General features: G+C 60.7%; 11 protein-coding genes. 4 read left to right on the top strand and 7 right to left on the bottom strand.

All coding sequences use genetic code 11. From position 1 onward, the window contains the following. Window positions 1-4: 4 nt before the first annotated feature. From WLY71_RS01405 to WLY71_RS01390, 4 genes are read right to left on the bottom strand one after another with little or no spacing between them, the layout of a single operon-like run. Window positions 5-532, bottom strand: coding sequence for a pilus assembly protein PilP (locus WLY71_RS01405; RefSeq protein WP_347802208.1), 528 nt, complete (start codon window positions 530-532; stop codon window positions 5-7). Continuing rightward, complete coding sequence (gene pilO / locus WLY71_RS01400; RefSeq protein ID WP_347802207.1) at window positions 529-1,152, bottom strand: type 4a pilus biogenesis protein PilO; 624 nt, start codon at window positions 1,150-1,152, stop codon at window positions 529-531. Before pilO ends, WLY71_RS01405 begins: the two co-directional genes overlap by 4 nt. Then, the gene (locus WLY71_RS01395; RefSeq protein ID WP_347802206.1) at window positions 1,149-1,715 is read right to left on the bottom strand and encodes a PilN domain-containing protein; all 567 of its coding nucleotides are present in this window, start codon (window positions 1,713-1,715) and stop codon (window positions 1,149-1,151) included. Before WLY71_RS01395 ends, pilO begins: the two co-directional genes overlap by 4 nt. After that, on the bottom strand, window positions 1,715-2,779 hold the full coding sequence (locus WLY71_RS01390; RefSeq protein WP_347802205.1) for a pilus assembly protein PilM: 1,065 nt from the start codon (window positions 2,777-2,779) through the stop codon (window positions 1,715-1,717). Before WLY71_RS01390 ends, WLY71_RS01395 begins: the two co-directional genes overlap by 1 nt. A 218-nt stretch (window positions 2,780-2,997) precedes the next feature. Here WLY71_RS01390 and WLY71_RS01385 point away from each other — a divergent pair, with 218 nt between their 5' ends. Further along, window positions 2,998-5,439 (top strand): penicillin-binding protein 1A, encoded by a 2,442-nt coding sequence (locus WLY71_RS01385; protein WP_425589904.1) that lies wholly within the window; start codon window positions 2,998-3,000, stop codon window positions 5,437-5,439. A gap of 200 nt (window positions 5,440-5,639) precedes the next feature. Here WLY71_RS01385 and WLY71_RS01380 read toward each other — a convergent pair whose 3' ends face one another. The 3 genes from WLY71_RS01380 to rpmE all read right to left on the bottom strand — a co-directional run bounded on the left by WLY71_RS01380 (window position 5,640) and on the right by rpmE (window position 8,136). Then, a complete protein-coding gene (locus WLY71_RS01380; protein ID WP_347802203.1) occupies window positions 5,640-6,908 on the bottom strand; it encodes a malic enzyme-like NAD(P)-binding protein in 1,269 nt (422 codons plus the stop codon). 182 nt (window positions 6,909-7,090) lie between these two features. Further along, window positions 7,091-7,891, bottom strand: coding sequence for a thermonuclease family protein (locus WLY71_RS01375; protein WP_347802202.1), 801 nt, complete (start codon window positions 7,889-7,891; stop codon window positions 7,091-7,093). Between the two features lie 14 nt (window positions 7,892-7,905). After that, a complete protein-coding gene (rpmE, locus tag WLY71_RS01370) occupies window positions 7,906-8,136 on the bottom strand; it encodes a 50S ribosomal protein L31 (protein WP_048723245.1) in 231 nt (76 codons plus the stop codon). 170 nt (window positions 8,137-8,306) lie between these two features. Here rpmE and WLY71_RS01365 point away from each other — a divergent pair, with 170 nt between their 5' ends. The 3 genes from WLY71_RS01365 to WLY71_RS01355 all read left to right on the top strand — a co-directional run bounded on the left by WLY71_RS01365 (window position 8,307) and on the right by WLY71_RS01355 (window position 13,208). After that, window positions 8,307-10,526 (top strand): primosomal protein N', encoded by a 2,220-nt coding sequence (locus WLY71_RS01365; RefSeq protein ID WP_283182618.1) that lies wholly within the window; start codon window positions 8,307-8,309, stop codon window positions 10,524-10,526. Between the two features lie 239 nt (window positions 10,527-10,765). Beyond that, complete coding sequence (gene argS / locus WLY71_RS01360; protein WP_347802201.1) at window positions 10,766-12,502, top strand: arginine--tRNA ligase; 1,737 nt, start codon at window positions 10,766-10,768, stop codon at window positions 12,500-12,502. Window position 12,503: 1 nt separating this feature from the next. Then, window positions 12,504-13,208 carry an SPOR domain-containing protein gene (locus WLY71_RS01355; RefSeq protein WP_347802200.1) on the top strand — a complete coding sequence of 235 codons (705 nt, stop codon included), beginning with the start codon at window positions 12,504-12,506 and terminating at the stop codon, window positions 13,206-13,208. The last annotated feature ends 14 nt before the right edge of the window (window positions 13,209-13,222 follow it).

The raw sequence follows: 13,222 nt of genomic DNA, 5'->3' as shown, positions 1-13,222 counted from the left end.
TCCACTATGAGTTCTCTTTCAAAGGGATGGTCCGCGGCCGCTCCAGCCAGGCGCCTTCGCCGTCGGGAACGATTTCGACCACATCGACCTGCGAGCCGCTGATGGCGACGATCCGCCCATCGTTACGCCCCAGGTAATCGCCGACTTTCAACCGATGCACCCCGCCCGCCCCGCGCAACAGCGCAAAGGAGCCGGTCGCATTGGCGATCGTTCCGACCATTTCAAACTGCTCGATGTTGAAACCTTCGAGGTACTGCTTGACCCGATTCGGGTTAGGTTTGACGTTGCGTGAACCGTGTTTCTGGCCGGCCAGATCGACTCTGACCTGTCGGGAAAACGGGCTTCGCAGGTTGGCGGCGCTGTAGGTGAATGTTGGGTAAGACCGAAATGTCGGCGTTGGTTCAATCTTGCCGGGCGCACGCAAACGCATTTCGTTCATGTATGCATCCAGGTCGCTGAAGTCATTGTCGCTGCCGCAACCGGCCAGGCCGGCGACCAACACAACCATCGAAAAACAACGAATCGGGCTCATTTTTGCAGCCCCTTGTCGTTGTAGCGGTAGGTCTTGGCGAGGATGCTCATGCGCAACTTCGGACCACCTTCCGGGTTGGCCGGCGCAAGGTCGAAGTCATGCAGGGTGACAATCCGTGGCAGCCCGGCGACGCCGCTGACGAAGGTGGCCAGGTCATGATAGGCACCGGTGACGGTGATCTGGATCGGCAGTTCGATGTAGAACTGCTGCGTGTTCTCCGGCAGCAGTTTGATCTCTTCGAACTCCAGGCCACTGCCCAGGCCGGTGCGAGTGATGTCCTCCAGCAGACCGGGCACTTCGGTGTCACTGGGCAATTGCCGCAACAGCACGCCAAAGGAGTTCTCCATTTCCTTCATCTGCTGCGTATACAGCTCCAGATTCGCCGCCATATGGGCTTTGTTGGCGAATTGCTCCTTGAGGGTCGACTCTTCCTCGCGCTTGAGTTCGAGATGGCTCTGAACGTCGCTGATGGAAAAACTGTAGCCCAGTGAAAGCACCAGAATCATGAGCAGGATACCCGCCAGTGCCTTGATGGCTGGCGGCCAGGAACCCATGTTATTGGTGTCCAGGTCATTGATGTCGATCTTGCGCAGGCCTTCGAACCAGTCAGACAGCCTCATTTGCCGCCCTCCGCAGCGGCGGGCCGAGTCTGACGAACGGTCAGCTGAAAGACGTTGGCCTGATCCAGTTGACCGGCGGTCGTCGCTTTGACTTCCGTGAGGCTGGGCGCATCAAACCAATCGGACGCATCCAGATTGCGCATCAGGTCTGACACACGATTGTTGGACTCCGCCACTCCAGTGATGGACAAGGACTTTCCGGCCATTTTCACCTCAGTGAAATACACGCCGTCAGGCAGCGTCCGCGCCAGTTGATCGAAAATACGCCCGCTGATCGGCCGGTTGCCTTGCAGGTCCTGAATGATGCGCATGCGCTCGACCAGTTGCTGGCGACGAGCCTTCAAATCGCTGATCTGTTTAATCCGCTCGTCGACCACGGCAATCTGTTTGCCGATGTAATCGTTACGAGCCACTTGCCAATCGATAGCACCACTGATGGCCTGGTTCGCGATCAGCACCACGCCCACGGCCCCCACCATCACACCGACCAGCGCCAGCAAAAAGCGTTTGCGGCGCGCTTCACGCTGCTCTTCGCGCCAGGGTAAAAGATTGATCCGCGCCATCAGTCGAAACTCCTGAGGGCCAGCCCGCAGGCGATCATCAGTGCCGGCGCATCGCTGGCCAGGGCACCGGCGTTGACCTTGCTGCTCAGGGCCATGTTGGAGAATGGGTTGGCCACTTGCGTCGGCGTACCCAATCGTTGCTCGATCAACCGGTCCAGCCCCGGGACCGATGCGGTACCGCCGGCCAACAGAATGTGATCAACCGAGTTGTACTGACCGGAGGCGAAGAAAAACTGCAACGAACGCGAGACCTGCTGCACCAGCGCATCGCGAAACGGCTGCAACACCTCACTGACGTAATCGTCCGGCAAACCACCCTGCTTCTTCGCCAGCCCCGCCTGCTCAATGGTCAGGCCATAACGTCGCTGGATTTCCTCCGTCAGTTGACGACCGCCGAACAATTGCTCGCGGGTGTAGATGATCCGCCCCTGGTGCAGCACGCTCAGGGTGGTCATGGTGGCGCCGATATCGACCACCGCTGCCGTTCGACGCTCCTGAGAAGCCGCCAGTTGACCCGCCAGCAATCCGTAAGAACGCTCCAGCGCATAGGCCTCGACGTCGACCACGCGCGCCGTCAGACCGGCCAGAGCCAGGACCGCTTCCCGCACCTCGACGTTTTCCTTGCGACAGGCCGCCAGCAGCACATTGACTCGCCCGGGGTTGCGCGCAGAAACGCCCTGGACCTCAAAGTCGATGGCCACTTCGTCCAATGGATAAGGAATGTATTGATCGGCCTCGATCTTCAGCTGGTTTTCCATCTCGTCGTCGGAAAGACCGGCATCCATCTCGATGGTCTTGGTGATCACCGCCGAACCGGCCACGGCCACGGCGACGTTCTTGAGGTTGGTTCTGGCCTTGAGCAGCACGCGCGCGAGTGCCTGCCCTACGCCTTCTAGCTCGGCGATATTTTTCTCGACCACCGCGTTGGTGGGTAAAGGTTCCACCGCATAGGCCTCGACCCGATAACGGTCGCCTTGGCGGCTTAGCTCCAGAAGCTTGACCGACGTGGAGCTGATGTCGATCCCCAGAAGCGTATTGGCCTTTTTATTGAAGAGTCCTAGCACTACCAATTCCCTATGACTATCCGTGTCTTACGGACTCTGTAATATCCGTTGCGTTCAAACCACCCGTCTTGACAGCAGCGCAAATGACGCCCTCGACGGAAAAATGCTTATAATGCCCAGCGTTTTTTTCCGGTTTTTACTTCAAGCGCGGGTCGTTCCCTGTTTATCTGAGCCCTGATGCCTAATTCATTCTTTGCCCTGGATGTCCAAAAGCCTTGATTCGTCTGCTGAAATTTTTCGGTTGGTCCATCGTCGCCGTTTTCTGCGGACTGCTCCTCGGTCTCAGCGGCGCGTTTCTCTACCTTAGTCCGGGCTTGCCGTCCGTGGAGGCGCTGAGAAGCATCCAGTTGCAGATTCCTTTGCGGGTCTACAGCAGCGACAACAAGTTGATCGCAGAATTTGGCGAAATGCGCCGTACACCGATCCGTTTCGCCGACATTCCCCCCAATTTCATTAATGCGTTACTAAGTGCTGAAGACGACAACTTCGCCAACCACTACGGCGTGGACCCTGGCAGCCTGATGCGCGCGGCCACCCAGTTGGTAAAAAGCGGACACATCCAGTCCGGCGGCAGCACCATCACCATGCAGGTGGCGAAGAACTTCTTCCTGACCAGCGAACGCAGCTTCTCGCGAAAAACCACCGAAATTCTCCTGGCCCTGCAGATCGAACGGCAGTTGACCAAAGACGAGATTCTTGAGTTATACGTCAATAAAATCTATCTGGGTAACCGCGCTTATGGCATCGAGGCGGCGGCGCAGGTTTATTACGGCAAATCGATTCGTGATGTCAGCCTCGCGCAGATGGCGATGATCGCCGGCCTGCCAAAAGCCCCTTCGCGTTTTAACCCGCTGGCCAACCCGGCCCGCAGCAAGGAACGTCGCGACTGGATCCTTGGGCGCATGTACAAGCTCGGCAAAATCACCGAAGCCGACTACACCACTGCGATCAACGAGCCGCTGAATGCCAGTTATCACGTGCCGACCCCGGAAGTGAATGCGCCGTACATCGCTGAAATGGCCCGCGCCGAAATGGTCGGCCGCTATGGCAGCGACGCCTATACCGAGGGTTTCCGCGTCACCACCACGGTGCCGAGCAACCTGCAGGAAATGGCCAACACCGCGGTCCACGAAGGGTTGATGACCTACGACCAGCGTCATGGTTATCGCGGCCCGGAGTCGCGCCTGCCGGGCAAGACTCGCGAGGCCTGGGCAACCGAGCTGACCAAACAGCGCACCATCAGCAGCCTTGAACCTGCCATCGTCACCCAGGTCGACAAGACCGGCCTGCAAGTGATGACCCGTACCGGTGACGAACACGTCGGCTGGGACAGCATGAAATGGGCGCGCCCATTCCTGAACACCAACAGCATGGGCGCCAATCCGAAGCAGCCTTCGGACGTCGCCCAGGTCGGCGACCTGATTCGAGTGCAGCGCCAGCCGGACAACTCGCTGAAATTCAGCCAGATCCCGCAGGCTCAGGGCGCGCTGGTTTCCCTCGATCCGCAGAACGGTGCCATTCGCTCCCTGGTCGGCGGCTTCGCCTTCGAACAGAGCAACTACAACCGCGCCATGCAGGCCAAGCGCCAGCCGGGTTCGAGCTTCAAGCCGTTCGTCTACAGTGCCGCACTGGATAACGGCTACACCGCCGCCAGCCTGGTGAACGACGCACCGATCGTGTTCGTCGACGAGTACCTGGACAAGGTCTGGCGTCCAAAGAACGACACCAACACGTTCCTCGGCCCCATCCGTATGCGTGAGGCGCTCTACAAGTCGCGCAACTTGGTGTCGATCCGCTTGCTGCAGGCGCTGGGCGTCGACCGCACCATCGACTACATCAGCAAGTTCGGCTTCAACAAGCAGGACCTGCCACGCAACCTGTCCCTGGCCCTGGGCACCGCGACGCTGACACCTATGGAAATCGCCACCGGCTGGAGCACCTTCGCCAACGGCGGCTACAAGATCAGCCCCTACATCATCGACAAGATCGAAAGCCGCAATGGCGACACGCTGTTCGTCGCCAACCCGCCGAGCGTCCCGAAAGGCAACGTCGCCACCGACGGCATCGCCGCCCCTGTCGCGGCCAACGCCTTCACCGTCAACGCAACCCCGGGCGAAGCGCTGACTGCCCAGCCAGCGCCACAAACACCGGCCGTGGCCGAGCGCATCGTCGACGGCCGCACCACGTTCATCCTCAACAGCATGCTCGAGGACGTCATCAAACTCGGCACCGGCCGCCGCGCCCTGGCCTTGGGCCGCAGCGACATTGCGGGCAAGACCGGTACCACCAACGAGTCCAAGGACGCCTGGTTCTCTGGGTACAACGCCGATTACGTCACCACTGTCTGGACCGGTTTCGACCAGCCTGAAAGCCTGGGTCGCAAGGAGTTCGGCGGTACCGTCGCCCTGCCGATCTGGATGAACTACATGGGCGCCGCACTCAAAGGCCTGCCGCCCCATACGCAGCCAGAGCCGGAAGGCATCCTCAGCCTGCGAGTCGACCCAATCAGCGGCCGTGCAGCCACCCCAGGCACGCCAGGCGCCTACTTCGAGCTGTTCAAGGCCGAAGACACGCCACCGTCGGCTAACGAGCTGGGCAACGGCACTGCACCGGGTAGCCCACTGCCTGCGGATGAAGCGGCGCCGATCGATTTGTTCTGATCGCCTGAAGCTGCAAAAAGCCCCCCTTCGAAAGAAGTGCGGGGCTTTATTTGCAGGGCAAGATCAAAAGATCGCAGCCTTCGGCAGCTCCTACAGGGGAACGCAATCCAACGTAGGAGCTGCCGAAGGCTGCGATCTTTTGATCTTCTGCCCCCATAAAAAAACCCGGCCAATAGCCGGGTTTTCTATGGAGCGGCTACTTAGCCGTTGAACACGTCATCCACGCTTTTCAGCGGGTAATTCTTCGGATACGGCAGGGTTGCCACACCGGTCTCGATCGCAGCCTTGGCCACGGCATCGGAGATCACGGTGATCAGTCGGGCATCCATTGGTTTCGGAATGATGTACTCACGACCGAATTCCAGTTTGATGCCGCCGTAGGCGTCGCACACTTCCTGAGGAACCGGCAGCTTGGCCAGTTCACGCAGGGCGTTGGCGGCAGCCACTTTCATTTCTTCGTTGATGCGCTTAGCGCGAACGTCCAGGGCACCACGGAAGATGAACGGGAAGCCCAGCACGTTGTTGACCTGGTTCGGGTAGTCCGAACGGCCGGTCGCCATGATCACGTCGTCACGGGTGGCGTGAGCCAGTTCCGGGGAAATTTCCGGATCAGGGTTGGAGCACGCGAACACGATCGGGTTGGCCGCCATGGATTTCAGGCCTTCAGCGCTCAGCAGGTTCGGGCCGGACAGGCCAACGAACACGTCAGCGCCTTTCAGGGCATCGGCCAGGGTGCGCTTGTCGGTCGCGTGAGCGAAGACAGCCTTGTACTGGTTCAGGTCGTCACGGCCGGAGTGGATCACGCCGGTACGGTCAACCATGTAGATGTTTTCGATGTTGGCGCCCATGCTCACCAGCAATTTCATGCAGGAGATGGCGGCCGCACCGGCGCCCAGGCAGACGATCTTGGCGTCAGCGAGGGTTTTGCCAGCGATTTCCAGGGCGTTGATCATGCCGGCCGCCGTAACGATCGCGGTGCCGTGCTGGTCATCGTGGAATACCGGAATGTCGCACTGCTCGATCAGAGCGCGTTCGATCTCAAAGCACTCAGGTGCCTTGATGTCCTCCAGATTGATGCCACCAAAGGTGATGGAGATGCGCTTGACGGTGTCGATGAAGGCTTGCGGGCTTTCGGAGTCGACTTCGATGTCGAAAACGTCGATGCCGGCGAAGCGCTTGAACAGCACGCCTTTACCTTCCATTACTGGCTTGGAAGCCAATGGGCCGAGATTACCCAGGCCGAGAATTGCGGTGCCATCGGAAATGACTGCAACCAGGTTGCCTTTGCCGGTGTATTTGTAGGCCAGTTCAGGATCGCGGGCGATTTCGCGTACTGGTTCGGCTACGCCGGGGCTGTAGGCCAGCGACAAGTCGCGGGCCGTAGCGGTGGCCTTGGTGAGCTCGACACTCAGCTTCCCTGGACGAGGATGGGCGTGATATTCGAGAGCGGCAGTTTTCAAATCAGACATGTGGGCATTCCGCTTTTACTGTTGGACAGACGGACCGCCGAGGATACGCGTGTCGCAAAGTCCCCACAAGACTGACCAGTCACCCCTGTCAAGCGCCCGGCCCTACGACTTTGGACCAAGAGCCGCGGAACATAAGGGATAGACTGTTCACAATCAGCATAATAAATGTCTACAGTTTTTAATCACTGCGCCATCTGAAGCATCGCCGGGTCGGTCATTGGCAGAAGCCAGCGTGCCTGTCCTTCTTTCAGTCCGCCGCGCCGCGAACGGTCCAGCACCCAGCCACGGGCCTCGACCTGCCTGCCCTTCAGCCGCTCGAGATTCGCCACATCGAACTGCCCCAGCAAATTGGGTGCAACGCGCAGTACAACCGAATCCTGCAACTCGATCCAAACCCCGCCGCGATTGCGCTGAACCTTGCTCACACGACCGCTGAGCACAGCGAAACCGGAGGTGTTGATCTCCTCCGCTTTCAGTACAGGGGATTGACGCCACAACCCGAGTCCGGCCTGACGAGCGCTGTGTTCCGCCGCTTGCTGGCACTCGACCAGATCGACATTCGGCGCGACCGCTACCTGGAAACCGAGTCCTTCAGCGAGCATCTGCGCTTCAAGGTTGGCGCCATCGGCGCTGTAGACATGGGCCAAGGTGCGGCCGTAATGGTCTTTGCTTTCTTTACCGGGCAATAAACCGACCCGCCCGTCGCTGGCGACCACCAAAGCCTCCAGACGTTGGCGCGCCGTCACCGCGAACGGCTCATCGGAGCGACCTTTCTTGCCCAGCTCCGGCGTATTCAAACCGATCATGCGCACGCTGCGGCCATCGCTCAGGCGCAGCGTGTCACCATCCACCACCCGTTGCACCACAACGGGTGTCAGCCCGCTCGGCGCCGGGCAGAAGGCCTGGGCACCGGGAAGCCAAATCGCAGACACAAAAAAGGCGCCCACGAGGGACGCCTTTTTCATCAGCAAGGTAAAGCCCATGGGGCCTTGCAACCTTACTCTGCAGCAGCAGGAGCTTTCTTGCCGAAAGCACCGAAACGGTCTGCGAAGCGCTGTACACGGCCGCCAGTATCCAGAGTCTTCTGCTTACCGGTGTAGAACGGGTGGCACTCGTTGCATACGTCAGTACCCAGTGGCTTGCACAGGTTCGAACGAGTTTCGAACTTGTTGCCGCAGCTGCAAGTTACTGCGATGGTTTCGTACGCTGGATGGATATCGGCTTTCATGGTGTATTCCTCAGGCTAGTGTGCCGCCACTCAACACTATTGTTGAATACCGCACATAATTAGGCCGCGGATTCTACCAGACCTTTGCAATCACGCAAGCTGTCCCTTACACCGACCGTCTGCTAGGCTCCCGGCCTTCTTCACCGCCCCATCATCGAGAAAACCATCGCGTGCCCGACGCCATTTTGCGCCTCGCCCTGCCTTCGCCTCTGCGACGCCTGTTCGATTACCGTGCCCCGGCCGGGATCCTGCGTGCCCAGTTGCAGCCGGGCATGCGCCTGCGGGTGCCGTTCGGCCGACGGGAGATGATCGGGATTCTGGTGGAGGTGACCGATCACAGCGAAGTGCCGGTAGAAAAGCTCAAGCCGGCCCTGGCCCTGCTCGATGCCACGCCGCCCCTGCCGCCAGCGCTGTTCAAACTGTGCCTGTGGACCTCCCAGTATTACCAGCACAGCCTTGGCGACACCTTGAGCTGGGCCCTGCCGGTGTTGCTGCGTCAGGGTGAACTGGCCGAAGCACGGCAGGAGCGCTTCTGGTCCGCCGCGCCGGGCGCCAGCCTTGATGACCCGCGCATCGCTCGCGCCCCGCGTCAACGGGAGGCCCTGGCGACCCTGGCCCAGCATCCCCACGGCGTCGCCCATCAGTTGTTGAGCAAACTGATGCTGAGCAAGGACAGCCTGGACTTGCTGCTGGCCAAGGATCTGGTGCAAGTCGAAATCCGCAAGCACGCCCCCGGCGCCCGCCACGAACACTGGTTGGCGCAGCCGGAATTGCCACTCAACCCGGAGCAGCGTGCAGCCTATGAGGCGATTCGCGCCGGATTCGACAGTTATCACGCGTTCCTGCTGGCAGGTGTCACCGGCAGCGGCAAGACCGAAGTCTATTTGCAACTGATCCGAGAAACCCTTGAGGCAGGCAAGCAGGCGCTGGTGCTGATCCCGGAGATCAACCTCGGCCCGCAGACCCTGGCGCGCTTCGAGCAGCGCTTCAATGCACGCATCGCGCTGATCCACTCGGCGGTCAACGACCGCGAGCGCCTCGAAGCCTGGCTCGCCGCCCGGGACGGTGACGCCGACATCATTATCGGCACCCGCTCGGCGCTGTTCACGCCGATGAAGAACCCCGGTCTGATCATCATTGATGAAGAGCACGACGGTTCCTATAAACAGCAGGAAGGCCTGCGCTATCACGCCCGCGACCTGGCATTGGTGCGCGCACGCCAGGAAAACATCCCGATTGTCCTCGGCTCCGCCACGCCTTCGCTGGAAAGCCTGCACAACGCCTACACCGGTCGATACGGACTCTTACGCTTGAACGAGCGTGCCGGTGGCGCCAAACAGCCGCGGTTCCTGCGCCTGGACGTGAAAAGCCGTCCACTGGACAGCGGCATTTCCGGGCCGATGCAGCAGGCCATCGGCCAGACGCTGGCCGCTGGGCAACAAGTTTTGGTGTTCCTCAATCGCCGCGGTTTTGCGCCGACCTTGCTGTGTCACGACTGCGGCTGGATGTCCGAGTGCCAGCGCTGCGATGCGCGAATGACTGTGCACCAGCGCTCCGGCGAACTGCGCTGCCATCATTGCGGCTACGTCGAGCGCGTCCCTCGGCATTGCCCGAAGTGCGGCAAGGTCGATTTGCGGCCAGTCGGCGCCGGCACCGAGCGCGCCGAAGAACGATTGGGGATTTTGTTTCCGGACGTCCCGGTGCTGCGGGTCGACCGCGATAGCACTTCGCGTAAAGACGCCATGAATCAGCTGTTCGCGACCATTCAGAAGGGCCAGCCATGCATTCTGGTCGGCACGCAAATGCTTGCCAAAGGGCACCACTTTCCACGGGTGACCCTGGTGTCGATTCTCGATGCCGACGGCGGGCTGTTCTCCGGCGACTTCCGCGCCAGCGAGCGCATGGCGCAGTTGATCGTTCAGGTTGCCGGGCGCGCGGGCCGGGCGGAAGAGCCGGGCAAAGTGATCATCCAGACGCACCTGGCCGACCATCCGCTGCTGGTGCAATTGACTGAACAGGGCTATTTCGCCTTTGCCGAACAGGCTTTGAGCGAACGTCGCTCGGCGGGTCTACCGCCGTTTGCGCACTTGGCGCTGCTGCGGGCCGAAGCGCACAAACCGGGGCAAGCTGAAGGTTTTCTTGATGAGGCGTGCAGCGAGGCCGAGCGCTTGCTGGCCGAACAGAACCTGACCGGGATTGAACTGCTAGGACCGGTGCCGGCGCCGATGGAACGCCGGGCCGGGCGTTATCGTGCGCAGTTGTTGCTGCAAGCGACGGCCCGGGCGCCGCTGCATCGACTCTTAAGCAGCTGGCTGCTGGTGTTGGAGCAGATGCCGAGTGGGCGGGCGGTGCGCTGGTCTTTGGATGTGGATCCGGTCGATTTGTATTGATTTAGAGTTCGCCATCGCGAGCAAGCTCGCTCCCACATTGGGTCTGTGGTGTTCATTGGTTTTGTGATCGACGCATATCCCCTGTGGGAGCGAGCTTGCTCGCGATGGGGCCCGATTTGTCACCACATATCCATAACCTGCCCGCTATAGTTGGCAAGCCCGTCTTCGCAACGGATAATGCCCAGTTTTTCCACTAGCGCATCCAAGCGCCGCCGCGCTTGCGGTCGAAAGAGAACACCATGAAAGACACCATTCGCCAGCTGATCCAACAAGCCATCACCCAACTCGTCAACGAAGGTGTGTTGCCTGAAGGCCTGTCGCCGGCGATCCAGGTGGAAAACTCCCGTGACAAGACTCACGGGGACTTCGCCAGCAACATTGCGATGATGCTGGCCAAGCCGGCCGGCATGAAGCCACGTGACCTGGCAGAGAAAATCATCGCCGCGCTGCCGGCTGACGAAAACGTCACCAAGACCGAAATCGCCGGCCCCGGCTTCCTGAACTTCTTCCAGAACACCCAAGCCCTGGCCACTCGCCTGGACGCCGCCCTGGCCGACGCCCACGTCGGCGTGCGCAAGGCCGGCCCGGTGCAACGCACCGTGGTTGATCTGTCGGCACCTAACCTGGCCAAAGAGATGCACGTCGGCCACTTGCGCTCGACCATCATCGGCGACGGCGTGGCCCGGGTGCTGGAGTTCCTCGGCGACGAAGTGATCCGGCAGAACCACGTCGGCGACTGGGGCACCCAGTTCGGCATGCTGATGGCGTATCTGCAAGAAAACCCGATCACCAGCGACGAGCTGTCGGACCTGGAAAACTTCTACCGCGCCGCCAAGCAACGCTTCGACGAATCCGAAGAGTTCGCAGATCGCGCCCGTGGCCTGGTGGTCAAGCTGCAAGCCGGCGACCCGGACTGCCTGGCGCTGTGGACCAAGTTCAAGGACATCTCGCTGTCCCACTGCCAGAAAATCTACGAGCTGCTCAACGTCAAACTGACCATGGACGACGTGATGGGCGAAAGCGCCTACAACGACGACCTGATCAACGTAGTCAACGACCTCAAGGCCGCTGGCCTGCTGGTCGAGAGCAACGGCGCCCAGTGCGTGTTCCTCGACGAGTTCAAGAACGCCGACGGCGACCCGCTGCCGGTGATCATCGTCAAGGCTGACGGCGGTTACCTCTACGCCACCACCGACCTGGCGGCCGTGCGTTACCGTAGCGGCAAGTTGAAGGCTGATCGCGCGCTGTACTTCGTCGACCAGCGTCAGGCCTTGCACTTCCAGCAAGTATTCCAGGTCGCGCGCCTGGCCGGCTTCGTGACGCACCCGATGGAAATGGAACACATGGGCTTCGGCACCATGAACGGTAAAGATGGCCGCCCATTCAAAACCCGTGATGGCGGCACCGTGAAGCTGATCGACCTGCTGACCGAAGCCCAGGAACGTGCCTACACCCTGGTGAAGGACAAGAACCCGGAGCTGGCCGATGACGAGTTGCGCAACATCGCCAAGGTCGTGGGCATTGGCGCGGTGAAATACGCCGACCTGTCCAAGCACCGCACCAGCGACTACAGCTTCAACTTCGACCTTATGCTGAACTTCGAAGGCAACACCGCGCCTTACTTGCTGTACGCCTATACCCGCGTGGCCGGCGTGTTCCGCAAACTCGGCAAAGACTTCAGCGAAGTCGAAGGCCAGATCGCCCTCGAAGCGCCGCACGAACACGAACTGGCGGCGAAGCTCGCGCAGTTCGGCGAAGTGCTGAACAGCGTTTGCGACAAGGGCACGCCGCACATCCTCTGCACGTACCTGTACGATGTCGCCGGCCTGTTCTCCAGCTTCTACGAGAACTGCCCGATCCTCAGTGCCGACACTCCGGCGCAAATGCAAAGCCGTCTGCGCCTCGCTGCGCTGACCGGCCGCACTCTCAAGCAAGGCCTGGAACTGTTGGGTCTGGAAACTCTGGAGCGTATGTAAGTTGGCTGCCAAGAAAAAACCTGCACCCAAGCGTGGCGCCAGCCGTTACCAAGCTCCTGCAAAGCAACCGATCCCGGGCTGGCTGTGGATGGCCATCGGCCTGACGGTCGGCGCGTTTATTGTGTTCCTGATGAAACTGGAACCGGGCAAGGGCAGCGAGAGCGTCAAGCGCGAGAAGATCGAGCAGCAAAAAGCCAAGATCGCCGAGGCCAACAAGACCCCGCCGAGCCCGACGCAACCGGTGAAGCCGAAGTACGACTTCTACACGTTGCTGCCGGAATCGGAAGTCATCGTGCCGCCGGATGCCGTGCCGGAGAAAACCCTGCCGACGCCGCAAGTGCCAGCCATTCCGACGACGCCGGTCACGCCAGAGCAAGCGGCGAAGATCGATACTGCGCGGGCTCAGGCCGCACTGGCCGGGATTACCCCGCCGCCAGCGCCACCGGTGTCCAAAGCGGCGCCAGTGACCACGTTCTTCCTGCAGGCCGGCTCGTTCCGCAAGGAGGCTGATGCGGACAAGGTTCGGGCGCAGATCATTTTGCTGGGACAGGCTGTGGCGGTTGAATCCGGTACCGTGAAGGATGAAACCTGGTATCGGGTATTGGTCGGACCGTTCAGCAACCGCGAACAGTTGACCACGGCCCAGAAACAATTGGCCGGCAGCGGGTTCAGCAACCTGTTGTTACAACAACGCCAAAGCCGCTAACCCTCTGCCACCGC

The sequence above is a fragment of the Pseudomonas rossensis genome (genome assembly GCF_039888995.1).
In the GTDB taxonomy this organism is placed as follows: domain Bacteria; phylum Pseudomonadota; class Gammaproteobacteria; order Pseudomonadales; family Pseudomonadaceae; genus Aquipseudomonas; species Aquipseudomonas rossensis.
This window is presented reverse-complemented; position numbering and strand designations above follow the sequence as displayed.

Coding starts and splice junctions, on each gene's coding strand:
- WLY71_RS01405 (WP_347802208.1), bottom strand. CDS start 532: ATGAGCCCGATTCGTTGTTTTTCGATGGTTGTGTTGGTCGCCGGCCTG.
- pilO (WP_347802207.1), bottom strand. CDS start 1,152: ATGAGGCTGTCTGACTGGTTCGAAGGCCTGCGCAAGATCGACATCAAT.
- WLY71_RS01395 (WP_347802206.1), bottom strand. CDS start 1,715: ATGGCGCGGATCAATCTTTTACCCTGGCGCGAAGAGCAGCGTGAAGCG.
- WLY71_RS01380 (WP_347802203.1), bottom strand. CDS start 6,908: ATGTCTGATTTGAAAACTGCCGCTCTCGAATATCACGCCCATCCTCGT.
- WLY71_RS01375 (WP_347802202.1), bottom strand. CDS start 7,891: ATGGGCTTTACCTTGCTGATGAAAAAGGCGTCCCTCGTGGGCGCCTTT.
- rpmE (WP_048723245.1), bottom strand. CDS start 8,136: ATGAAAGCCGATATCCATCCAGCGTACGAAACCATCGCAGTAACTTGC.
- argS (WP_347802201.1), top strand. CDS start 10,766: ATGAAAGACACCATTCGCCAGCTGATCCAACAAGCCATCACCCAACTC.